Source organism: Brevibacillus aydinogluensis (assembly GCF_961514395.1).
In the GTDB taxonomy this organism is placed as follows: domain Bacteria; phylum Bacillota; class Bacilli; order Brevibacillales; family Brevibacillaceae; genus Brevibacillus; species Brevibacillus aydinogluensis.
Map to the genome: position 1 here is coordinate 1,985,343 of NZ_OY569118.1, position 23,550 is coordinate 2,008,892.

Annotated in this window: 20 protein-coding genes; 15 read left to right on the plus strand and 5 right to left on the minus strand. The window is 59.3% G+C overall.

What is annotated here, in order from left to right; genetic code table 11:
• Positions 1-72: 72 nt before the first annotated feature.
• The 4 genes from Q7F15_RS09705 to Q7F15_RS09720 all read left to right on the plus strand — a co-directional run bounded on the left by Q7F15_RS09705 (position 73) and on the right by Q7F15_RS09720 (position 5,475).
• The gene (locus Q7F15_RS09705; protein WP_171566754.1) at positions 73-1,581 is read left to right on the plus strand and encodes a CoA-acylating methylmalonate-semialdehyde dehydrogenase; all 1,509 of its coding nucleotides are present in this window, start codon (positions 73-75) and stop codon (positions 1,579-1,581) included.
• Positions 1,582-1,599: 18 nt separating this feature from the next.
• Complete coding sequence (locus Q7F15_RS09710) at positions 1,600-2,964, plus strand: aspartate aminotransferase family protein (protein ID WP_171566755.1); 1,365 nt, start codon at positions 1,600-1,602, stop codon at positions 2,962-2,964.
• A 219-nt stretch (positions 2,965-3,183) separates the two neighbouring features.
• Positions 3,184-4,041 carry an AraC family transcriptional regulator gene (locus Q7F15_RS09715; RefSeq protein ID WP_304415486.1) on the plus strand — a complete coding sequence of 286 codons (858 nt, stop codon included), beginning with the start codon at positions 3,184-3,186 and terminating at the stop codon, positions 4,039-4,041.
• A gap of 99 nt (positions 4,042-4,140) precedes the next feature.
• Positions 4,141-5,475, plus strand: coding sequence for a hypothetical protein (locus Q7F15_RS09720; protein WP_304415487.1), 1,335 nt, complete (start codon positions 4,141-4,143; stop codon positions 5,473-5,475).
• 1 nt (position 5,476) lies between these two features.
• Here the strand turns inward: Q7F15_RS09720 and Q7F15_RS09725 are convergent, their stop codons facing one another.
• Complete coding sequence (locus Q7F15_RS09725; RefSeq protein ID WP_171566758.1) at positions 5,477-5,890, minus strand: hypothetical protein; 414 nt, start codon at positions 5,888-5,890, stop codon at positions 5,477-5,479.
• Positions 5,891-5,899: 9 nt separating this feature from the next.
• Positions 5,900-6,442 carry a hypothetical protein gene (locus Q7F15_RS09730; RefSeq protein WP_171566759.1) on the minus strand — a complete coding sequence of 181 codons (543 nt, stop codon included), beginning with the start codon at positions 6,440-6,442 and terminating at the stop codon, positions 5,900-5,902.
• A 194-nt stretch (positions 6,443-6,636) separates the two neighbouring features.
• Here Q7F15_RS09730 and Q7F15_RS09735 point away from each other — a divergent pair, with 194 nt between their 5' ends.
• The 4 genes from Q7F15_RS09735 (at position 6,637) to Q7F15_RS09750 (ending at position 11,708) form a co-directional block, all read left to right on the plus strand.
• Positions 6,637-8,004, plus strand: a complete 1,368-nt coding sequence (locus Q7F15_RS09735) for an NAD(P)-dependent oxidoreductase (RefSeq protein WP_212132515.1) — start codon at positions 6,637-6,639, stop codon at positions 8,002-8,004.
• 27 nt (positions 8,005-8,031) lie between these two features.
• A complete protein-coding gene (gene preA, locus Q7F15_RS09740; RefSeq protein WP_171566761.1) occupies positions 8,032-9,318 on the plus strand; it encodes an NAD-dependent dihydropyrimidine dehydrogenase subunit PreA in 1,287 nt (428 codons plus the stop codon).
• A 94-nt stretch (positions 9,319-9,412) separates the two neighbouring features.
• The gene (hydA, locus tag Q7F15_RS09745) at positions 9,413-10,798 is read left to right on the plus strand and encodes a dihydropyrimidinase (protein ID WP_212132514.1); all 1,386 of its coding nucleotides are present in this window, start codon (positions 9,413-9,415) and stop codon (positions 10,796-10,798) included.
• 19 nt (positions 10,799-10,817) lie between these two features.
• A complete protein-coding gene (locus Q7F15_RS09750; RefSeq protein ID WP_212132513.1) occupies positions 10,818-11,708 on the plus strand; it encodes a nitrilase-related carbon-nitrogen hydrolase in 891 nt (296 codons plus the stop codon).
• A 6-nt stretch (positions 11,709-11,714) separates the two neighbouring features.
• Here the strand turns inward: Q7F15_RS09750 and Q7F15_RS09755 are convergent, their stop codons facing one another.
• Positions 11,715-11,873, minus strand: a complete 159-nt coding sequence (locus tag Q7F15_RS09755) for a hypothetical protein (RefSeq protein ID WP_171566764.1) — start codon at positions 11,871-11,873, stop codon at positions 11,715-11,717.
• Between the two features lie 26 nt (positions 11,874-11,899).
• Here Q7F15_RS09755 and Q7F15_RS09760 point away from each other — a divergent pair, with 26 nt between their 5' ends.
• The gene (locus tag Q7F15_RS09760; RefSeq protein ID WP_304415488.1) at positions 11,900-12,418 is read left to right on the plus strand and encodes a hypothetical protein; all 519 of its coding nucleotides are present in this window, start codon (positions 11,900-11,902) and stop codon (positions 12,416-12,418) included.
• 160 nt (positions 12,419-12,578) lie between these two features.
• The gene (locus Q7F15_RS09765; protein WP_304415489.1) at positions 12,579-14,276 is read left to right on the plus strand and encodes a methyl-accepting chemotaxis protein; all 1,698 of its coding nucleotides are present in this window, start codon (positions 12,579-12,581) and stop codon (positions 14,274-14,276) included.
• Positions 14,277-14,334: 58 nt separating this feature from the next.
• Here the strand turns inward: Q7F15_RS09765 and Q7F15_RS09770 are convergent, their stop codons facing one another.
• The gene (locus Q7F15_RS09770; protein WP_304415490.1) at positions 14,335-15,825 is read right to left on the minus strand and encodes an NCS1 family nucleobase:cation symporter-1; all 1,491 of its coding nucleotides are present in this window, start codon (positions 15,823-15,825) and stop codon (positions 14,335-14,337) included.
• Positions 15,826-15,998: 173 nt separating this feature from the next.
• Complete coding sequence (locus Q7F15_RS09775; RefSeq protein ID WP_304415491.1) at positions 15,999-17,759, minus strand: menaquinone biosynthesis decarboxylase; 1,761 nt, start codon at positions 17,757-17,759, stop codon at positions 15,999-16,001.
• 114 nt (positions 17,760-17,873) lie between these two features.
• Between Q7F15_RS09775 and Q7F15_RS09780 the strand changes: the two genes are divergently transcribed.
• From Q7F15_RS09780 to Q7F15_RS09800, 5 genes are all read left to right on the plus strand, one after another.
• Complete coding sequence (locus Q7F15_RS09780) at positions 17,874-19,484, plus strand: ATP-binding protein (protein ID WP_212132511.1); 1,611 nt, start codon at positions 17,874-17,876, stop codon at positions 19,482-19,484.
• Positions 19,481-20,167 carry a response regulator gene (locus Q7F15_RS09785; RefSeq protein WP_171566770.1) on the plus strand — a complete coding sequence of 229 codons (687 nt, stop codon included), beginning with the start codon at positions 19,481-19,483 and terminating at the stop codon, positions 20,165-20,167. The genes Q7F15_RS09780 and Q7F15_RS09785 overlap by 4 nt, the downstream gene beginning before the upstream one ends.
• Before the next feature lie 167 nt (positions 20,168-20,334).
• Positions 20,335-21,369, plus strand: coding sequence for a tripartite tricarboxylate transporter substrate binding protein (locus Q7F15_RS09790; protein ID WP_171566771.1), 1,035 nt, complete (start codon positions 20,335-20,337; stop codon positions 21,367-21,369).
• A 57-nt stretch (positions 21,370-21,426) separates the two neighbouring features.
• The gene (locus tag Q7F15_RS09795) at positions 21,427-21,885 is read left to right on the plus strand and encodes a tripartite tricarboxylate transporter TctB family protein (RefSeq protein WP_171566772.1); all 459 of its coding nucleotides are present in this window, start codon (positions 21,427-21,429) and stop codon (positions 21,883-21,885) included.
• 12 nt (positions 21,886-21,897) lie between these two features.
• Positions 21,898-23,424 (plus strand): tripartite tricarboxylate transporter permease, encoded by a 1,527-nt coding sequence (locus Q7F15_RS09800; RefSeq protein ID WP_171566773.1) that lies wholly within the window; start codon positions 21,898-21,900, stop codon positions 23,422-23,424.
• Positions 23,425-23,550 lie beyond the last annotated feature (126 nt).

Here is a 23,550-nt window from a genome sequence, read left to right on the forward strand (position 1 = left end):
TTTGTCTAGTGATGTCGTGTGAAAAATTCAGATAAGATGGAACTATCAAACAAATAGTAAGGAGTTGAAGCAATGAGTACGACGACCGTAGGGCCCATGCTGAAGAACTACATCGCCGGCGAGTGGGTGCAGTCCCAGTCCGACCGTTACGAGGACATCCCCAATCCGGCGACAGGCGAGCTTTTGTCGCGCGTCCCGCTGTCGACCAAAGACGACGTGGACAAGGCTGTCCAGGCAGCCAAGGCGGCGTTTCCCGCCTGGAGCGAGACCCCGGTGGTGGAGCGGGCGCGCATCATGTTTCGCTTCCAGCATTTGCTGTGGGAAAACCAGGACGAACTGGCGCGGATGATCACGCTGGAAAACGGAAAGAACCTGCCCGAGGCGCACGCCGAACTGCTGCGCGGGATTGAGATGGTGGAGTTTGCGGCCGGGATGCCGACGCTGTTGATGAGCGAGTCGCTGCCCAACATTGCCAAGGGCATCGACTGCCAGGTAATCCGCTTTCCGCTGGGCGTCGTGGCCGGCATCACGCCGTTCAACTTCCCGCTGATGGTGCCGATGTGGATGTACCCGATTGCCATTACAGCGGGCAACACCTTTGTGCTGAAACCGTCCGAGCGCACGCCGCTCTCCTGCATCCGGATTGCCGAACTGCTGAAGGAAGCGGGCCTGCCGGACGGGGTGTTCAACGTGGTCAACGGCGCTCACGACGTCGTCAACGGCCTGCTGGAGCATCCGGATGTGAAAGCCATTTCGTTCGTCGGTTCCCAGCCCGTCGCGGAGTACGTCTACAAAACGGCTTCTGCTCACGGCAAACGGGTGCAGGCGCTGGCCGGCGCGAAAAACCATCATCTCGTCATGCCTGACACCGACCTGCGCCGCGCCGCCAAAACGATTGTCAGCTCAGCATTTGGCTGTGCAGGGGAGCGCTGTATGGCGGCCAGTGTCGTCGTCGCGGTGGAGGAGATCGCCGACGAGCTGATTCAATACCTGGTCGAAGAGTCCGACGCGCTGAAGATGGGCAACGGACTGGAGCCGGGCGTCGATCTGGGGCCAGTCATCCGGCCGGCTCATCTGGAAAAAGTGCACGGCTACATCGAGAAAGGGATCGCTGCCGGTGCCCGTCTGGTCCGGGACGGCCGGGAAGACGCCAAGGCCAAACGGGAGGGCTTTTTCCTCGGTCCGACCATCTTCGACCACGCGGATGCGGAAATGGTCATCGTCCGCGACGAGATTTTTGCGCCGGTGTTAAGCGTGCTGCGGGTCCGCGATTTTGAAGAGGGGCTGGCGGTCATCAGCAAGTCGCGTTTCGGCAACGGTGCCACCATTTACACCAACAACGGCAAATGGGGGCGGGAGTTCGTCCAGCGCGTCGAGGCCGGCATGGTCGGTGTCAACGTGGGCGTTCCGGCGCCGATGGGCTTCTTTGCCTTCTCCGGCTGGAAGCATTCGTTCTACGGCGACCTGCACGCCAACGGCAAGGACGGCGTCGAGTTTTTCACCAAGAAAAAGACGGTGACGTCCCGCTGGTTTGACGACGGCGATACCGCCATCGGATCGCAGAAAGTGTTTGTGAAATAACGAAAGGAGGAACGGCAGATGACTCAAGAGCAGCGGACGCAAATCCTTGACAAGGAAGAGCTGTTGGCAAAGGACCGGGCCCACATGTGGCACCACATGTCCCCGTACAACCCCAACCCGATGATCGTCACCGGAGCGAGCGGTTCCTGGGTGACCGATATCGACGGCAACCGGTATCTGGACGGGATGTCCGGCCTGTGGTGCGTCAACATCGGGTACGGCCGGGAGGAACTGGCGCAGGCGGCCTACGAGCAGTTGAAATCGCTCGCCTATTTCCCGCTGACGCAAAGCCACGTGCCGGCGATCAAGCTCTCGGAAAAAGTGAGCGAATGGCTGGGCGGCGAGTACCGCGTCTTCTTTTCCAACAGCGGATCGGAAGCGAACGAAGTGGCGTTCAAAATCGCCCGACAGTACCACCACCAAAACGGCCAGCCCGGCCGGTACAAGTTCATATCCCGCCATCGCGCCTATCACGGCAATACGATGGGAGCGTTGGCGGCGACCGGCCAGTCGATCCGCAAGCATAAATACGAGCCGCTGGCGCCAGGCTTTCTGCACGTCTCGCCGCCGTACTGCTACCGCTGTCCGTTCGGCAAATCGTACGGCAGCTGCAGCCTGGAGTGCGCGCAGGTCTATGACGAGGTGATCAACTGGGAAGGGGCGGAGACCGTGGCCGGCGTCATCATGGAGCCGGTGATCACCGGCGGCGGCGTGATCGTTCCTCCGCCGGAGTACCTGCCGAAAGTGCGGGAAATCTGCGACAAATACGGTGTTCTCTTGATCGTGGACGAAGTGATCTGCGGCTTTGGCCGTTCCGGGCGGAAATTCGGCCACCAGAACTTCGGCGTCAAGCCGGACATCGTGACGATGGCCAAAGGGATCACCAGCGCCTATTTGCCGTTATCAGCGACGGCGGTACGGGCAGACATCGCCGACAAGTTCAACGAACAGGGGGTAAACCTGCACTTCCGCCACGTCAACACCTTTGGCGGCAATCCCGCGGCCTGTGCAGTGGCATTGAAAAACCTGGAGATCATGGAAGAAGAAAAGCTGATCGAAAAGGCGGAACGGCTCGGCGTGGAACTGCGGGAAAAGCTTGCGTTCCTGGAGAATCACCCGCATGTGGGCGACATCCGCAGCTTCGGCTTCCTGATGGGCATTGAAATGGTGGAGAATCGGGACACCAAGGAACCGGCCGCCCCCGACAAGCTGACCAGGGTGATCGCCGCCTGTAAGCAGCGCGGCCTGATCATCGGCCGCAACGGGGACACGGTTCCCGGCTACAACAACATCCTGACGCTCTCCCCGCCGTTCTCCACGACCAGCGACGACCTTGATTTCATCGCCCGCGTCCTGCGGGAAGCGTTTGAGGAATTGGCCTAGTACAGGCACAAAATTCTCGATAAAAGCGATACGGCACTGTTTCCCGCGGGCAGCGCGGCCATTCCAGCCCGGCCCCCTGGGAAAACGGTGCCGTTTTTTTGCAGGAAAAACAGCGGCGAAGTGGAAGTGATGCGGGATGACCTTGCAATCTTGTGCACAAATTGCACGGCGTTGCGTTTGCGATTGGGTTAACATACTTACCAAAAGGATGGCGTGAGAATGGATTGGGTCAAACGAATGAATGAGGCGATTCGTTACATCGAAGATCATCTTGCCGACGAGATTGATTACGCGGAAGCGGCCAAAGTGGCCTGCTGCTCCGCGTACCACTTTCAACGCATGTTTTCTTTCATGGCCGAAGTTTCGCTGTCGGAATACATCAGGAGACGGCGTCTCACCTTGGCGGCATTTGAACTGCAAAACAGCCGGATCAAAGTCGTGGATCTTGCCCTCAAGTACGGCTATGATTCGCCCGAGGCATTTGCCCGGGCGTTTCAAAACCTGCACGGCACGACGCCGACGGCTGCACGCAGCGCCGGGACAAGACTGAAGGCCTTTCCGCGCATATCCTTTCAATTTTCAATCAAAGGCGCTGTGGAAATGAGCTACAGGATCGAGGACGTCGGCGGATTTTCCCTGGTCGGTTGGAAAGAGCGCGTCAACACGGAACAGGCGTTTCACACGGTGCCCGGCATCTGGAAGGATGCAGGTGAGCGGGGAATTTTTGAAAAACTATGGGAGATGCGCAAGGCAAACCACCCGATGTGCGGAATCCTGGGGGTCTGTGCGAATGGAGAATGGGGCAGGAGCGAAGCATTTGACTATATCATGGCGATTGTGTCTGACCAACTGCCGCCGGAAGGCATGGTCAAAATGAACGTTCCGGCAGCGACGTGGGCCGTGTTTGAGGTGCCCGGCTCCCCGGACGGTATGCAGGATATCTGGAAACGTCTCTACACGGAGTGGCTTCCCGCCTCCGCCTATGATCTGGCTGATTTGCCCGCAATCGAATGCTATCTGCCAGTCGAAGAGAAGAGAAACGAGCTGTGGATTCCGGTCGTACGAAGACAATCTTGACACGCAGCGGACAGGATGGTAACGTTATGCTCAATCATAAATCAAAGTAAACAAACAGGAATAATAGGTTATTTCATAACGTTACAAGGAGGATTTGCCATGTCCAAGTCACGTCCCCTGATTCATGCGGCGGCATCAGCCGCCCTGCTCGCCGCGATCGGCATGCCCACAGCCGTATGGGCCACACCCGCCGTCCCGCCTGCCGCAGCTGTCGTCCAATCGACACCGGCCAAAACCGTTACAAACGAGTGGGCTGCTTACATCGAACGACAGTACGGCGTCAAGCTGTCTGGCGAAGTCACGCGCGCTCAGTTTGCTGCAGCGTTGGGCAGCATTTTGGGGACGGCTTCCGGTCTAACGGAAGCACCACCTTCGATTCCGTCGCTGTTCCCGCAAGGCACAGCTGATGCCGGCAAACTGCCCGTTTGGGAAGCGCTCAGCGCGGCCGTGAAAGCGGCCGAACTGAAGGAACTGGCCTACACCTATACCGAGGAAAAAGTGGCTGCTGCCTGGAAAAAGGCGGGATGGACCTATACGAAGAACGGCGTCGTCCCGCATCAGGCGGCACAGGAATTGGCGGCCGCATTGGACAGCGGACTGGTCGCTCCCGACGCGCTGACGGGCGTAACAGCGAATGCCGCCACGACGGCGGATCTGGCGTATCAACTCCTCGGCAAAGTCGCCGAATTTCACGGTCAAAGCCAGAACGCGCTCGGGTATCTGAGCGATGACGACATCATAGGGAAGCTGGTCCAAGCCTGGTATGAGTCGCAGATCATCCGGGCCGAAGACCTGCAAAAAGTCGTGGACGAAGCGCTCAAGCAAAACCTGATCACCGGCTATAACTTGAAAGACACGCGGTTTGATCCCCATTTTGCTCCGGAGCGCACCATCACTTACGGCCACAGCGACATCGTCCACGCCATCCAGTTGATCGGCCTCCTGCGCAGCGAGAGCATTCAGGCCAGGGTGCAGCTGGAGCCGAAAACGTCCGCATTCGTCTATCTGAAAGAGTGGGGAGAACCGGTCCAGACGGAGGATTACCGTGTGGTGCCGATAGAGAACGGCAACCACATCGCCTACGCCAAAGAGTACGACCTGAGCTTTGAATTTGCCAGCGTCGAGGAGAAGCAGCGCTTTGAGCCGCTCATTCTCCGATACGCCAAACGCAACCAGGAAGACGTGACCGGCCTGTTGAAAGGTTCCTGGTGGCAGCCGCTCTACTATTCGCTGACAGAGCTGGAGGGGTATCCGGTGATCACCAACCACGTGCTGAAGGACGGCCGATTCATCGCCCAGACGTTCACCTTGAGTGAACAGTCACAACAGGTCATCGGCGGGCTGAAGAAAATCAACCCGGCGGTTACGATCTCCAGCTACCAGTTCTGGGTGGATCAGCCGTTTTACCAGTACCTGAAAGGAGAGTACAAGTAATCTAGTTTTGTTCGCCGCGACCTTTGTCCTGCTCGGCCAGATACGCCTTCATCCCGCGGATGACCATGTCGAGAATCACGTCATGCTGGGTCTTGCTGCCGACGCGGGCGCGGATTTGCTCCAGCTCCGCAGCCAGTTCGGAATCCAGGTGCAGATTGATGGTCTTTCCTTTGCTGCGGGGGTGAATCTCGTAATGGCCGGAGCACTGCCGGCCGCTGCCGTCCACTACCGCATCGGTGCCGAGCAGCTTCCGGTCGGGCAAATACAGGCACGGCGCTTCCAAAACGATATGGGTCAGTTCCTCGCTGAACCGGATGGCGAGGGGCTGCCCCTTTTTTTTGTGAAAATCGCGGATTTGCCGCGAGCGCTCCTGATTTTCCGGCGTATTGGCCAGCGTGACGACAGCCAGTTCCATAGTTCCTCCTTACGAGACAGGCAGGCGGGAAGCAGGATGTTCCGGCGGGAGCAGGTCCGCTTCCGGGATTCCGCTCACCACTTCGCCGCTGCTTTCCACCTGCACCGTGTATAGAAAACGATCCACCGCCAGCTCTGCCGAGATGACCACTGCCCATTCCTGCTGCGTTCCCCGCGTGATCCGGACACGGTCCAGCACATCGTACGCCGGCGTCAACAATCCCTTTTCATACAAAAAGCGAAACACGTCCTCGCGTGGGTAGAGAAACCGCTTGTTGCCCTGTTTCCCGGTGAGCAGGGGGAAGGCTTCCCGCTCGTCGATGACGGCGCCGAGGTGTCCTTCATCCGCCCAGCGTTTGATCGTCGCCATGCTGCCCATCCGTCCGTGCCGGGCGGCGAGCAGATCGAGGATTTCCCGCGAGGACAGGTACGCGCTGCGGCGGCGGCGCTGTTCTTCGTACGCGGCCCGCTCCGCTTCCAACTGCTTAAGTTGTTCGGTCGCCTCTGCGATTTGGCGGCGGAGCCGGGCGATCAGCAGGTCGTAATCCTTCATGCCCGCTTCATCCCTTCCACGTTTTGGTAACAGCGTATTCACCGCTGAAACCATTCATGCCATCCGGGTTGAATTGATTTCAGTGGCAAGCTACCGGAAACCGCGATGAAACGATCATAAAACTGTCATTTCCCACATTGATTAATAGCAAGCACCTGCCAGGTGGAAAAAACGTGTGAGGAGGTTGTTGGAAGATGAGCGTCCATCGTGAACCAGCGGCTGCGCGAGCGGAACTGGAACACCGATTCCGGGAAGTGGTCCCGGCGCTGAAGCCGAAAGAAGCAATCGACGAAGCCAACCGCTGTCTGTACTGCTACGACGCCCCCTGTATCAAGGCCTGTCCCACCTCGATCGACATTCCCTCCTTTATCAAAAAGATCGCGACCGGCAATATGTACGGATCAGCCCGAACGATCATGGAAGCCAATCCCGTGGGCGCGAGCTGTGCCCGCGTCTGTCCCACCGAAGTGCTGTGCGAGGGTGCCTGTGTGTTGAATCACGCGTCTCACCCCATCATGATCGGGCGCCTGCAGCGTTACGCCACTGATTGGGCGATGAAAAACGAAGCGGTGCTGTTTCAGGCCGGAGAGAAAAACGGCAAACGGGTGGCCGTTGTCGGTGCAGGGCCGGCAGGGCTGTCGGCAGCGCGGGAGCTGGCGCGGCTGGGTTATGAGGTAACCGTCTACGAGGCGAAGGAAAAAGCGGGCGGCCTCAACACGTACGGCATCGTCTCGTTTCGGCTCCCTCAGGAGATTCCGCTGTGGGAGGCGGAACAAGTCGCGGCGATGGGCGTGACGTTCGTCACCAACACCCGGGTGGGCGAGGACGTACAGCCCGAGGAACTTCTGCAGCAGTATGATTCGGTCCTGCTCGCCGTAGGGATGGGAGCGGTCCCCCCGCTTCACATCGAAGGTGAGGATTTGGACGGCGTGCTGGACGCCATCTCCCTGGTGGAGGAGACGAAAACCAAGCCGCTTACGGACGCGATGATCGGCAAAAAGGTGGTCGTCATCGGCGCGGGCAACACGGCGATTGACGCGGCCACCTGTTCAAAGCGGCTGGGTGCCGCGAACGTCCGGATACTCTACCGGCGGACAGAGCGGGAGATGACCTGTTACCAGTTTGAATACGAGTTCGCCAAGCAGGAGGGCGTGGAATTCCGCTGGCTGGTGGCCCCCACCCGCATTCTGGGCGAAAACGGCCGGGTGACCGGGCTGGAGTTGATACGGATGGAGTTGGGCGAGCCGGATGAAAAGGGACGGAAGCGGCCCGTGCCGGTTCCCGGCAGCCAGTTTGTCATTCAGACGGACTTTGTGGTAAAGGCGATCGGCCAGCAGCGTCACGTGCCTTTGATCGAAGCGTTCGGGCTGGCGCATCGGAACGGGATCGTCCAGGTGGAGGAAGGCACCTACCGCACGTCCAATCCGCGTGTATACGCTGCCGGAGATGTGATCTTCGGAGGCGGCAAGACGGATGCAATGGTGGTCGATGCCGCAAATCACGGCAAACGGGCCGCGCACGCCATCCACGCCGCGCTGAGCGGTCAGGCGCAGCCGGCGTGATGCAGGGAGAAAAGGAGGCGAAGTACCATGGCAGATCTCAGCATCAACCTGGCGGGCATTTCATCCCCCAATCCGTTCTGGCTGGCATCGGCGCCGCCAACCAACTCCGGCTACCAGGTCCAGCGGGCGTTTGAGGCGGGCTGGGGCGGAGCGGTGTGGAAGACGTTGGGTGAGCCGATTATCAACGTCAGTTCCCGGTTTGCCGGCCTGCACGTCGGCGGGCAGCGGATGATCGGCTTCAACAACATCGAGCTGATTACGGATCGTCCGCTCGAGGTGAATCTGAAAGAGATCGAAGAGACGAAAAAGAAATTTCCCAAACACGCACTGATCGCTTCGCTGATGGTGGAAAACAAGCGGGAAGCCTGGCATGAGATTGTGAAAAAAGTGGAGGCTGTCGGTGTGGACGGACTGGAGCTGAATTTCGGCTGTCCGCATGGAATGGCGGAGCGGGGCATGGGCTCGGCGGTCGGTCAGCACCCCGATCTGATCATCCAGCAGGTGGAATGGGTAAAGGAAGTGGCGCAGACCCCCGTCATCGTCAAGCTGACGCCCAATATCACCGACATCCGCTATACCGCTCGGGCGGCAGTGGAAGGCGGAGCGGATGCCATCAGCCTGATCAACACGATCAACAGCTTGATGGGTGTCGATCTGGACAGCTGGCTGCCGATCCCGCATGTGGACGGCAAAGGCGCGCACGGCGGATACTGCGGCCCGGCCGTAAAACCGATCGCCCTCAACATGGTGGCGGAGTGCGCCCGCGATCCGAAGGTAAATGTCCCGATCTCCGGCATCGGCGGAATCTCCACCTGGCGTGACGCCGTCGAGTTTTTGCTGATGGGAGCGACGGGAGTGCAAGTGTGTACAGCGGCGATGCACCACGGTTTTCGCATCGTCGAGGACATGATCGACGGGCTGAACAACTACCTCGATCAGCGCGGCATCAAATCAGTCATGGACATCGTCGGCAAAGCGGTCCACACCTACTCCGACTGGGGCAACCTCAATCTCAACTACAAGGTGGTCGCCCGTATCAACGAAGAGACGTGCATCCATTGCAACAAGTGCCACATCGCCTGCGAAGACACGTCGCACCAATGCATCGACATCGTTTTGGATGAAGCGTCCGGCAAGGAGAGACTGGTCGTCAGGGAGGAGGACTGTGTCGGCTGCAACCTCTGTTCGATCGTCTGTCCGGTGGAGGGGACGATCGAAATGGTGGAGGTGCCGACGGGGCAGCCGCCGCTTTCCTGGAATCAGCGGCAGGCCGCGTTGGCAGCCCAGGGAAACTGCGGGACAGGCTGCGAGTAAGTCATGCGGGTAGGCCTTTTTGCATAGCTTGTACTGACAGGGGGCACGCGCCCGTGCCCATACGCCAATGGAGCGGGGAAGGGAGGAAGCGCGCATGAAAAAAGTGATTCGCGGCGGCACCGTGGTGACAGCCGCCGATACCTACCGGGCGGACGTCTTGATTGAAGGGGAGAGGGTCACGGCCATCGGCAGCGAACTGGAAGCGAACGGCGCAGAGGAGATTGACGCCACCGGCTGTTACGTCCTGCCAGGAGGGATTGATCCGCACACGCATCTCGACATGCCGTTTGGCGGGACTGTAACGGCAGACGACTTTTTTACCGGCACCAAAGCAGCGGCGTTCGGGGGCACGACCACCATCATCGACTTTTGCCTGACGAAAAAAGGGGAGACGCTTCGCTCGGCCATCGCCACCTGGCACGAAAAAGCGCGCGGCAAGGCCGTCATCGACTACGGGTTTCACCTGATGATCGCCGAGGCGAACGACCAGGTGCTGGAAGAGTTGGAGAGCGTGGTCACAACCGAGGGCATCACCTCGCTGAAAGTGTTTATGGCCTATAAAAACGTGTTTCAGGCGGACGACGAGACGCTGTTTAAAACGCTCGTGCGCGCAAGAGAACTGGGGGCGCTGGTGCAGGTGCACGCAGAGAACGGGGACGTGCTGGACTACCTGACCAAGAAAGCGCTGAAGGAAGGAAATACCGCGCCGATCTACCACGCCCTGACCCGACCGCCGGAAGCGGAAGGAGAAGCGACCGGGCGGGCCATCGCACTGACCGCCTTGGCCGATGCCCAACTGTACGTCGTCCACGTCTCCTGCGCGGCTGCCGTGCAGCGAATCGCGGAAGCGCGTGAACGGGGACTCAACGTCTTCGGCGAGACCTGCCCGCAGTATCTGGCGCTTGACATCACCGCCCTTGAAAAGCCTGGTTTTGAAGGGGCCAAATACGTCTGGTCACCGCCGCTGCGCGAAAAGTGGAACCAGGACGTGCTGTGGAACGCGCTGAAAAACGGCATCCTGCAGACGGTCGGATCGGACCACTGCTCATTCAACTATATCGGCCAAAAAGAGCTGGGCCGGGACGACTTTACGAAGATTCCCAACGGCGGGCCGCTGATCGAGGACCGCTTGACCATCCTTTATTCCGAAGGCGTCCGTCAAGGGCGAATCAGTCTGAACCAGTTCGTCGACGTTTGCTCGACAAAGGCGGCCAAACTGTTCGGGATGTTCCCGAGAAAAGGCACCATTGCCGTGGGTTCTGACGCGGACATCGTCATCTTCGATCCGCGCGTCAAACGGACGATCTCCGCGAAGACCCACCACATGAACGTCGATTACAACCCGTTTGAAGGCATGGAGGTATACGGCGAGATCGTCTCTGTCCTGTCGCGGGGAGCGTTTGTTGTACGTGACAAGCAGTTTGTCGGCCAGGCGGGTGCGGGACAATTCATCAAGCGCGCCGCGTTTGAACGGCCGTAACAGGAAGGAGGAAGACAGCATGGGAAACAAGGTGACGATTGGGCTGATCCAGGCGAAAAACGACGTGCACGGGGACGAACCGGTGCACGTCCACAAGGAAAAGGCAATCGAAAAACACGTGCGGATGGTCCGCGAAGCGGCGGCAAAGGGAGCCCAGATCATCTGTCTGCAGGAAATCTTCTTCGGCCCGTATTTTTGCGCCGAACAAAACACCAAGTGGTATGAGGCGGCCGAAGAAGTGCCCGACGGCCCGACGACGCAGCTCTTTCAGTCGTTGGCACGCGAACTGGGGACGGTAATCATTCTGCCCGTGTACGAAAAGGTGGGCATCGGGACCTACTACAACACGGCAGCGGTAATTGACGCGGACGGGACGTACCTCGGCAAGTACCGCAAGCAGCACATACCGCACGTGGCGGCGGGCGGCAACGGCTGCGGATTTTGGGAAAAGTACTACTTCAAACCGGGCAATCTGGGGTACCCGGTGTTTGACACGGCGTTTGCCAAGGTGGGCGTCTACATCTGCTACGACCGCCATTTTCCCGAAGGGGCACGGCTGCTCGGCCTGAACGGGGCGGAGATCGTCTTCAACCCGTCGGCCACGGTGGCCGGTCTTTCCGAGTACCTCTGGAAGCTGGAGCAGCCCGCCCACGCCGTCGCCAACGGATACTACGTGGCGGCGATCAACAGGGTGGGGGTGGAACCCCCGTGGAATATGGGCGAGTTTTACGGACAGTCCTACCTCGTCGATCCGCGCGGGCAAATTGTCGCCATCGGCAGCCGCGACCAGGACGAAGTGGTCATCGCCGAGATGGATAAACACCTGATCCATGAAGTGCGCAATACCTGGCAGTTTTATCGCGACCGCAGACCGGAGACGTACGAGGACATGGTCAAACTCCTTCCGTAACGCGGATCAACCATACGGCAGGGCGATGCTGCAGGCTTCTGACAGCCAGGCCTGCTCGCCCTGCCCTTCTCTGTCAGCCTGCGCCCGGCCAGGTGCAGATGCCGCCGGACGAATCGCGTCGGACGCGCCGGGCAGGGTGTTTTCATCTGCCGATGGTGTCCTCATGATTGTTCAGATAAGGGGAGGCGGGCATGAAGCAGATTGTTTATCGCGGGGTGGAGTACAAGGAAGCGCTGCGCGTAGTGGCGGCCCAGCGTTACGAGCGGGAGGAACGGCGCAGGTTCGTCAACGGCGCCAGTGCAAAAGCCGTATTTGGCCCCGGCGTCTACCTGGTCAGCAACCCGAAGATCGCCGCACAGTACGCGATCTGTCACGCGGAAACCACCTGGGATCAGGCTGCCATCCTCGCCCAGGAAGTGGAGGTGGACGGACTGGCGGAGCTGGACGAGCGATACGGGGAGAACGAACTGCGGGCGGACGCCCTGCGCTGGCGTCATACGCCGGAGCAGTTGTCGCGTTTGTCAGCAGCGAAATGTCACGAGGAATGGCTGGAGTGGACCGGGGATGAGATCCGGGCCTTTCTGCTGGATCGGGGCTTTGCCGGGATCCACTACCGCATCAGCCGGGAGCTCACCTATTATGTCTGTTACAAGCCGCACGAGCAGATCAGCCGCATTTCACTGCTGACCGTGTTTGACATACCGGAATAGTCAGAAAGTATCGACTTGCCTACCCCTTTTTTGGTAGAATTAGACAACAAGCGACATTTTTCTCAGAGGTCCGTCCGATTTGTCAGGACTTCTGGCGCATTTATATTTGTGACATCATTCCTGCGATTCTGCCAGGGAAAAAAGGGGATGGCAAAAACATATGAAGCTGCTTCGCAATCTGAGCACACGGGCAAAGCTGTTCAATCTGGTCATGCTGATGGTCACGTTTCTGCTGATCGTCGGGGGGGCCGGGTACTGGCACCTGAATCGGGCAGAAATGCGAATGGGAGCGATGTACCAGGATCAACTGCTGCCGATCAAGAGCATCAATGACTTGCGCGCCCAAACCCGGGCGATCGAAGCCAGCGTGTACAAGATGATCCTGGAGACCAGTCCTACGAAACAGCTCGAAATCAAACAACAGATCGAGACGCGCATCAAGGATTCCAATCAGCTGTTGACGCAGTTGGAACAAAGCAATCTGGACAAGCGGGAAACAGCGTTTCTCCAGACGTTGAAGGACTTGAACGAAAAGTACCAGGGTGATCGCACCCGGGTTATCCAGTTGATCGAAGAAGGCAACCAGGATGAGGCGTACAATTATTTTCGCGCGACGGAAGCGACACTGGACGGCATCAACCAGGAATTGAAGTCGTGGGCGGATTACAACTCGCAGACGGCCGAAGACATTCACCGTCAAAATACGCAGGAATCGCGGGAGGCGGAGATGACGCTGATCATCACCATCGGAGCGGCTCTGCTGCTGGCGATGTCCATCGGGTACGTGATCGCCCGGATGATCGCCGATCCGCTGAAGAAAGTAGCGTCCAAACTGGATGAGTTGGCCGGGGGTGATCTGACCGTGCAGCCGGTCGACTTTGAGGGCAAGGACGAGGTGGGCACGCTGGGACAGGCCTTCAACAAGCTGGTCATTCAGCTTCGCTCGTTGATCGGCGAGGTGAAGGTGGCGGCTTCGTCCGAGCAGTTGACGTCCAGTGCCGAGCAGACGGCCAAGGCCGCCGAACAAGCTGCCGCCGCCATCCAGGAAATCGCGACCGGCTCCGAAGTGCAGACGCAGCGGACTGCGGAGAGCGTGCGGGTCATGGAGGAGTTGGGCACGGCCATCCAGCGGATTGCCGCGACCGCCGGCACCGTCTCCGAGTCTTCGGTGCGGGCGGCGCAAGAGGCGGAACAGGGCAACGAATACATCGTCAAGGCCGTGGAACAAATGTCTGCTGTCCAAGCGGCGGTGAATCGCGCCGCCGAGATGGTGACACTGCTGGGGGCTCGTTCGGAAGCGATCGGTGAAATCGTTCAGGTGATCACCGGCATTGCGTCGCAGACCAACCTGCTCGCCCTGAACGCTGCGATCGAAGCGGCGCGGGCCGGCGAACAAGGCAGGGGATTTGCCGTCGTGGCCGACGAAGTGCGCAAGCTGGCAGAGCAGTCCGAGAATTCGGCGCAGGAGATCGCCCGCCTCATTGGCGATATTCAGCTTGAGACCGGCCAGGTGATTGCCGCGATGAACCAGGGCACAGCGGAGACGGAGGCGGGCAGCGTGGCGGTTCGGGAAGCGGGTATGGCGTTTCAGCGCATCGTTAGCGCAGCCCAGGCGGTCGCCGAGCAGATTCAGGAGGTCTCGGCGGCAACTGAGCAGATGACGGCAGGTGTCCAGCAGGTCGCCTCGTCCATGGATGAAATGAATCGTCTGGCGCAGGAAGCGGCCGTTCACACCCAGGGTGCAGCTGCCAACTCCGAGGAACAGCTCGCCTCCATGCAGGAAATCGCACGTTCGAGCGAAAATCTGAACCGTCTGTCGCAGCAATTGCAGCAGATGATCAGCCGGTTCATCACCTGATCGAACAAAACAAAGACTGGCAGGACGTTTGGTTCTGCCAGTCTTTTTTGCGCGCCGCTCAGGAAGCCTGCTGCTCGACGCTTCGGGCGGTGATGTTCTCGTAGTCTGCTGCGCTCATCCGGTTCGGGGTGTTTTTCATCAGCCAGGTGTAGATGACGAGGGAAATCAACAGGCCGCAGGTCCAGGCGTTGTCCCAGACAATGGTCAGGCCGGGGATCAGCTTGCAGACAAACGGCACGGCGATGCCGATCAGCATGGCCCAGATGGCCCGCATGTTATAACCGCTTTTGTACGAATACATGCCGTTCAGCCGGTACAGTTCAACCAGATGGATGCGCCGTTTGCGCACCAGCCAGTAATCGGCGATGGCGATCCCGTCGATGGGACCGAGCAGAGCCCCGTACGTCCCCAACCAGAGGAAGATGTAGTTGCTGAAGTTCTCCAGGATGTACCATGGCTGCATCAGCAGGGCGATGATTCCGGTGAGGATCGCTCCGGCGCCAAACGACATCCGGCGCGGTACCAGGTTTTCAAAGGCGCGGGCCGGTGCCACGACGTTGGCTGCCACGTTTGTCGTCAGCGTCGCCAAAATAATCCCCAATGTTCCCAAAAAGATCGCCAGCGGGGAGAATTTGGCCAGCACCGCTGCCGGGTCCCAGATGGCTTCTCCGTAGATGACCACTGTGGCGGATGCTACGGCCACGCCGATGAACGAGAACCCGCCCATGGTAGTCGGCAGGGCGACGGACTGTCCGACCATTTGGGTTTTCTGACTCTTGGCGTAGCGGCAGAAGTCCGGGATGTTCAGCGCCATCGTCGACCAGAAGGCGATCGCGCCCGTCAAGGCGGGGAAAAACACCTTCAGGAAGTCGGCGGTCGTGGTCAGTTTGGACGGAGCGGAGAGCATCGGTCCCCAGCCGCCCGCTTTGGTGATCGCCCAGACGAGCAGCGCCAGGCCCATGACAATCAGTGTGGGCGCGGCCCAGAACTCCATCCGTCTGATCGCTTCCGGCCCGCGGTAGGCGATCCAGACGTTCAGCGCCCAGAAGCCAAAAAAGGCGATCCAGGTGTGGCCGGGAACGTTGCCCCAGCCGCCCAACGATTGCAGCAGGGTGTCGATGGCCGTCCCGCCAAACCAGCAGTTGATGCCGAACCATCCCGCGCCGATCAAACCGCGGGCCAAGGCGGGAATGTGAGCCCCTTTGGAGCCAAACCAAAGACGGGCGAAGACCGGATACGGAATGCCAAATTTCGTTCCGGCGTGAGAGTTGAGCAAAATAGGAATGAGGACGATACAGTTGCCGAGAATGATCGTCAAAATGGCCTGCCACCAGTTCATGCCAAGCGAGATGAGCCCGGCTGCCATCGCATAGGTGGGCAGACAGATGGACATGCCGATCCAGAGACTGGCGAAGTTGTAGGTGGTCCAGCTGTGCTCCTCCCGGTTTGTGGGACGGAGGCCGTCGTTGTACAGCGGACTATCCCGGATCAAATTTTCGCCATCTTTCGTCAACGTGACGATGCCGTCCACCTCTTCCTGTGTCTTCATCGCAATCCCTCCTTTTGTGAATAATCCCGAGCGCGGCCAAGCCGATCGGTTGTCTTGGGCGCCGGATGCTACATTATATTGGGCTGTATGACCTGTGATTACAGAATTTTCGGACATTAAAAAACCCGGAACAAGCTGTTCCGGGTTCGGTTGTTGCTGTCGAACACAGTCGATTATTTGGGGAAATATTCCTTCCAGCGACGATCCACCAGAGCGGCGATGTCGGGCCGGGTCCACACTTCATCGGGATAAAACGGCTTCATTCGGGCATCGACGATGAGCGGTCCCTCGTACCGGATTTTGTTGCGGACAATCGTCGAACGGGCGTACAGGTCGTGAGCCGGGTCGAAGCGGGTAAAGACGGTCCAGAGGAAGCGGCTCTGGCTCTCGGCGATGGACGCGTCATCCACGATGCAGATCATCGGCCAGTCGCTCAGGTGCTCGTTGGCGTAGGGCAGCAGTTCTTTCCCCAGTTCCGGCCGTTCTTCAAAACCGGGGCCAGAAATGACCAGACAGCCCGGGCAGAACGCTTCGATTTTGGCAATGCCGGGGATGCCTTCGCCGCTGTACGCGTGCGGCAGCTCACGCACCGGATCGCCGATGCCCAGCATGACTCCCTTGGAGCCATGGTTGAACTTGCGGCCTGTGTAGTCGAGCGTATCGTTTGACGTGTCGTTTACAATCAAGAGGTCGCGCTCCGGCTGGAAGCGGGCGAGCACGATTTCCAACAAGTGCTTGAAATTGCTCAGGTCGCACGGAACGTCCGTCACCATCAAAAACTTGGTCAGGGTCAGCTGTCCTTCACCCAGGATGCGAAACGCGTGGGCCATCGCTTCCTTGTAATAGCTCTCCCTGACGATCGCTCCGGCCAGTGCGTGGAAACCGGTCTCGCCGTATGTCCACAGCGCCTTGACGCCGGGCATGACGATCGGGAAGAGCGGGGACAGCAGCCGCTGCAGGTACTCGCCGATGAAGAAGTCTTCCTGCCGAGGCTTGCCGACGACTGTGGCCGGGTAGATCGCGTCTTTGCGCCGCCACATCTGCTTTACGTGGAAGACAGGAAAGTCGTGCGTCCAGGAATAGTAACCAAAATGGTCGCCGAACGGTCCTTCCGGTCGGCGCGTGTGCGGCGGGACTTCTCCGGCAAAGACGAACTCCGCTTCCGCCACGATCCGGTGCGGATGGTTGGGTACTTCGGCCATATGCAGCTTGTCACCCATCAGCAGCGAAGCGAATACCAATTCCGGCACCATCTCTGGCAGCGGCGCGATGGCCGAAATGATCAGCGCCGGCGGTCCGCCGATCGTGAGCGTCACAGGGAGCGGCTGGTTCCGCTTTTCCGCCTCGTGGTAGTGGAAACCGCCGCCTTTGTGAATCTGCCAGTGCATGCCGGTCGTGTTTTTGTCGTAGATCTGGATGCGGTACATGCCCAGGTTGTGTTCTTTGGTCTCGGGGTGCTCCGTGTAGACGAGCGGCAGGGTGACGAACGGACCGCCGTCCAGATGCCAGCTTGTGAGCGCCGGCAATTGGGTCATGTCCACGTCGGTCGTGGACAGCTCCATGACCGGTGCTTTGGATTGCGGCACGGTTCTGGTCCCGGTGCGCAAGATTCCCATGAGCGGCGAACGCAGTTCCCACAATCCCGACAGCTTGGGCGGCAGGAGCTTGTCCAGGCCGTTCACCAGCTCCCGGATGATCGACTCCGGTCTGGGGCCAAACGCCATGTCGACCCGCTCCACCGTCCCAAACAGGTTGGTGACGACGGGAAATGATTTGCCTTTTACATTGGTAAACAGAAGTGCTGGTCCTCCGTCTTCAATCACGCGGCGGTGAATTTCCGCCAATTCCAAATACGGGTCAACCGGCGCGTCGATTTCCACCAACTGGCCGGATCGCCGCAGTTGTTCCATAAACGTACGCAGATTTGCGTGCATCTGTCGTAACCTCCACATCCGCTTCAATTCCCTCTCTACTGTACACGAACGGCGCTGGCGAATCTACCTTTTTTCCTGCGGGGGATGGTAAGATGAACGAGAGGTGAACCAACGATGATTTCAGCACGATTGCGCCTGACGCTGCAAACGCGAATGATTCTGCTGATGACGCTTGTCATCATCGTCTTGATCGGATCGATGGGCGCGGTGTTTTCTTCGATGATTGCGGCCACGATCGAAGACCAGGTGGGAAAACGCGCCCTGAGCGTGGCCAAGATCATGGCCAATCTGCCGCAGGTGCGCGGCGCTTTTGCCACCGGCCACCCCACGCAGATTATCCAGCCGATCGCGGAGAATGTGCGCATGCAAGCGGACGCCGAGTTCGTCGTGGTGGGAGACCGGAACGGGATACGCGTTGCCCATCCGCTGCCGGACCGCATCGGCCGGGAAATGGTGGGCGGCGACAACGAACCGGCGCTGCTGCACGGCCAGTCTTACGTCTCCAAAGCCGTGGGCAGCCTGGGGCCGTCATTGCGGGGAAAAGTGCCGATTCATAACGACACAGGGGACGTGATCGGGGTCGTCTCGGTCGGCTTTCTGCTGGAGGATATCGAAGCGGCGATCGACAGCTACCAGCAAAGGGTGATGCTGATTCTTGCCCTTGGCGTTCTGTTTGGCACGGCCGGTGCGATCTGGCTGAGCCGGTACGTCAAGCGGGCCATCCTCGGCCTGGAGCCGGAGGAGATCGCCTCCTTGTACATGGAGCGAAATGCCGTGCTGGAATCGGTCCGCGAGGGGATTATCGCCATCAACCGCCACGGCAAGGTGACGATGGCCAACAAGGCAGCGATCCAGATTCTGGACCTGCCGGACGAAGAACTGCGGGACAAGCCGATCCTGGAGCTTTTGCCGGACAGCCGGATGCTGGAGGTGCTGGAGTCCGGGGAGCATCAGTTGGACCGGGAGAGCACGATTGCCGGAAAAGAGATCATCGTCAACCGCGTACCGATCAAGTGGATGGGCAAGGTGGTCGGCGTCGTCAGCAGCTTCCGCCTCAAATCGGAAATTGACCAGTTGACGTCCGAACTGTCCCAGGCGCGGCGGTATGCGGACGTGCTGCGAGCGCAGACGCACGAATTTCACAATCTTCTGTATACGATCTCCGGCCTGCTGCAGTTGGGGTCGATTCAGGAAGCGATCGAACTGATCACGAGTGAGACTTCGGCGGAGCAGGAACTGGTCCTGTTCCTCGCCAAGCAGGTGCCTGACCCGCTGATCGGGGCGCTGCTGTTGGGCATGCACAATCGGGCCAAGGAACTGAAAATTCAGTTTTCTGTCAATCGGGACAGCCGGTTGAAGGAGCTGCCGCCCGACATCAATCGGCAGCAGGTGGTCGTAATGCTGGGCAATCTGATACAAAACGCATTGGAAGCAGTTGGGGAGATGAAATCCGGCCCCAAAGTGGTGGAATGCTACCTGTCGGACGCTGGCAGCGAGATTTTGTTTGAAGTGGAAGACTCCGGGCCGGGCGTGGACGACTCGATGCGGGAGAAGATTTTTGAGCACGGCTTTTCGACCAAACCGGGCGAGCATCGCGGCATCGGGCTGGCCAAGGTGAAAGGCATCGTCGAGGAGTTGGGCGGATACATTCTGATCGGAAAAAGCGAGTGGGGCGGCGCGTTGTTTACGGTGTCGCTCGGCAAAAGAACGGAGGGAAAAGCATGAAGCCCGTAGAGGTAGTAATCGTGGAAGATGACATTCGCATCATTGACATTAATCGGCGGTTTGTGGAAAAGATCGAAGGATTTCGCGTCATCGCCACCGCGACCAGCGGGGAGGAGGCCAAGGAACTGATCGCCCGTGCCAAGCCGCACCTGGTCCTCTTGGACGTCTATCTGCCGGACACGTTGGGGACCGAGCTGGTCTGGCAGATGAGGCAGCAGCATCGCGACGTGGACATTATCATGATCACTGCCGCCAAGGAGATCGAGATGGTGCAGCACGCCCTGCGCGGCGGGGTGTACGACTACATCGTCAAACCGCTGGTGTTTGAACGCTTCCGCGAACGGTTGGAGAGCTACCGGGAGCATTTCTGGCGCACCCGGGAAGCGGGCGAGGTGGACCAGGAAGAGATCGACCGGATGTTGACCCGGCGGCTTGCGAGCGCGAAGCCGCGCGATTCGCTCATTCCCAAGGGGATTGACGCGCTTACACTGGACAAGGTGATCAGCGCCATCAAACGGGCGGACAAGTTGGGACTCTCCGCCGAAGAGGTGGGCCGGGAGATTGGCACCAGCCGCACCACGGCGCGCCGCTACCTGGAGTACCTGGTGGCAGAAGGAAAAGCGCAGGCCGATCTGGTGTACGGTACCGTAGGACGGCCGGAGCGAAAATACAGTTTGCTGTGAGATGGATTCCCGGACGCGGGACGCCAGCGGTGCACAATATGAACAAAATGAACAAAATATTCTAAATATTACTTATGAACATAAACTGTTCAGCCTCCCTCCAGCGTGCTACGTTTATCTCAGTTTTGGATGCGCTTACAAAAAACGTTGGAGAAGGGGGCTTCAGTATGAAAAAACGAATCACTCTGACAGCGCTGTCCGTCGTCATAAGCCTGGCGCTTGCCGCGTGCGGCGGGGGGAACGGCACAAATAGCACTGCCACCGGGCAGGGGGGCTCGGCTGGTTCCGGGTATCCGGACAAGCCGATCGTCATCGTCGCTCCGTCCGGCGCGGGAGGGGGCTGGGACAAGACCGCCCGCTCCGTCGCCAAGGTGCTCGGCGAGAGCAAGCTGGTCAATCAGGCGATCACGGTGGAAAACAAGCCGGGCGGCGGCGGTGTGGTCTTTCTCGCCGATTACGTCAGCAAGGAAAAAGGGAACGCGTACCGGCTGTTTGTCAACTCACCGCCAATCTTGATCAACCACAACAAGAAGGAGGGCAACAGCCCGTTTGGGTTCCGCGACGTCACTCCGCTGGCACAGTTGACCAGGGATTACGGCGCCCTCGTGGTCAAGGCGGACTCGCCGTATCAGGACGTGAAGAGCCTGCTTGCGGCCATCAAGGAAAATCCGTCTGCCGTCACAGTGGCGGGCGGGTCGGCTCCCGGCTCGATGGATCATCTGATCGCTGTATTGCCGGCAGCCAAATATGGCATTGATCCGAAAGCAGTCAAATACGTCTCCTACGACGGCGGCGGCGAAGCGATGGCGGCGCTGCTCGGCGGCAACGCGGACATGATCGCGACTGACGCATCCAGCGTGGGCGAGTACCTGAAAGCGGGCAAAATCCGTGTGCTGGGCATCACGTCCCCCGAACGGCTGGGCGGTGACCTGAAGGACGTGCCGACGCTGATAGAGCAGGGGATTGACGCCGAATTTAACATCTGGCGCGGCGTATTTGGCCCGGCCCAGATGCCGGCTGACGCCAAGGCCTATTGGGATGCCAAATTAAAGGAACTGTCCGAGAGCGAGGCGTGGAAAAAAGAGCTGGCTGTAAACGGCTGGGAGAGCGAATACCGGGATTCCGCCAGCTTTACAGCTTTCCTCGAAGAGCAGGACAAATTGGTCAAGGAGCTGTTGACTTCTCTGGGTATGTCCAAGTAAGGAGAGGGCAGCCCTCTCCATTCTGCGGTCTTTTTCATTCATCATGAGGAGGTAACCATGAACAAGACATTTGATCGCACCAGCAGCATCCTCTTTGCCTTGATCGGGGCGCTGTTTGTCGCGGAAAGCCGCAACATTTCCACCAGCGCCTACGGCAGCGAAGTGGGCCCCAACCTGTTTCCGATGGGGCTGGGCATCATTTTGATCCTGCTGAGTCTTCGCCTGTTTTGGGAGACGTTCCGCTACCGGGAGTCGGTCACGTCTGCTGTCGTGCTCCGACACAAGCGCTTTTTGCTGATGTTATTGGCGACCGTTTTGTACGCCTGGTTTTTGGAGGATATTGGTTACGTCATCAGCACGTTTTTCTTTTTGCTGGCCGGGTTTCGGCTGATGGGCAGCGCCAGTTGGTGGAAGTCGGCCGCTGTCGCGCTTGCCTTTTCTGGCGGGGTCTACGCCGTCTACGTGCACATCCTGAAAGGAACGCTGCCAGGTTTTCCGACCTGGCTTGGCTTGTAGGGAGGGAGACGCATGGAAGCTTTGCAGTATTTGGCGGATGGCTTCACGATTGCCCTGCAATGGCACAATCTCGTCTACGCCTTTGTCGGTGTGCTGATCGGGACGTCGGTCGGGGTGCTGCCCGGTATCGGCCCGATGAGCGGGGTGGCGCTGCTGCTGCCGGTTACCGCCTCGCTGACAAACGGGCTGTCTCCCGAACAGGCCGCAGCAAGTGCGCTGATCCTCCTCGCGGGAGTTTACTATGGCGCGATGTACGGCGGTTCCACCACGTCGATCCTGCTCAATACGCCCGGCGAGTCATCCTCCGTCGTCACGACGCTGGACGGCTATCAGATGGCGCGGCAGGGGCGCGCGGGAGCTGCCCTGTCGATTGCGGCAATCGGTTCATTCGTCGCCGGTATAGTGGCGCTGGTGGCCCTGGTGTTTTTGGCGCAGCCGCTGTCCGAAGTGGCCCTCACGTTCGGCCCGGCCGAATACTTTTCGCTGATGATACTGGGGCTGTGCGCGGTCAGCGGCCTGGGCGGGAAGTCGATGACCAAGGCGCTGATCATGACCGTCTTCGGCCTGTTGCTGGCGACGATCGGTATCGACAACGTGTCCGGCGTAGCGCGGTTTACCTACGATATTCCCGACCTGTACCAAGGGTTGGAATTCCTGACGATTGCCGTCGGGCTGTTTGCGCTCGGCGAAGTGTTCAAGACCATTCTCGAGGCGGACGGAACGGAAGCGCAACTGATCAAGGTGGACCGCATCCTGCCGACCAAAGCGGACTTGAAGCGAAGTGCCGCCCCGATCGCAAGGGGGTCCCTGCTGGGCTTTTTCATCGGCCTCCTGCCGGGCGCGGGCGCGACGCTGGCGTCGTTCTTTTCCTATATCGTGGAGAAAAAGGTGAGCAGACAGCCGGAACGGTTCGGCAAAGGGGCGATTGAAGGTGTGGCCGCTCCGGAGTCGGCCAACAACGCGGCGTCCGGCGGAGCGATGATTCCGCTGCTTACCCTCGGGATTCCCGGCTCCGGGACGACGGCGATCCTCATGGGAGCGCTCCTGATGTACAATGTCCAGCCCGGTCCGCTGCTCTTTTCCGATCACCCGCAGGTGGCCTGGGGGCTGATCGCCAGCATGTTCATCGGCAACGTAATGCTGCTGATACTCAACCTGCCGCTGGTCAAAGTCTTTGCCAAAATCATCGAGACGCCCCCTCAGTACCTGATTCCGCTGATCATCGCGATTTCCGTGTTCGGTGTCTACGCGGTGCAGATCAGCACGTTTGACCTGATGCTGCTGATCGCCTGCGGGGTGGCGGGGTATCTGCTGGCGAAAAACGATTTCCCGCTTGCGCCATTGGTGCTGGGCCTGGTATTGGGACCAATGATTGAAAACAACATGCGGCGCGCCCTCACGACATCCAATGGCGACTTCCTGATTTTCCTGCAAAAGCCGCTGTCTGCGATCTTTCTCGCCTGTGCGTTGTTGTGGCTGGTCGTGCCGATGATATTGAAACTGCGCGGCCGTCAGGTAGTCGTCAACGAAGAAGCGTAGCCCGTCCCGTTTTCCCCTGTCGACAAAAAACAGCTTGACAGGCGACCAGCGGTATTCTATTCTTGGAAAAATTCCGCAAACATGTTCGGTTGGCTGCATCGAGCTTTATTTGGGAGAAGGAGGAGT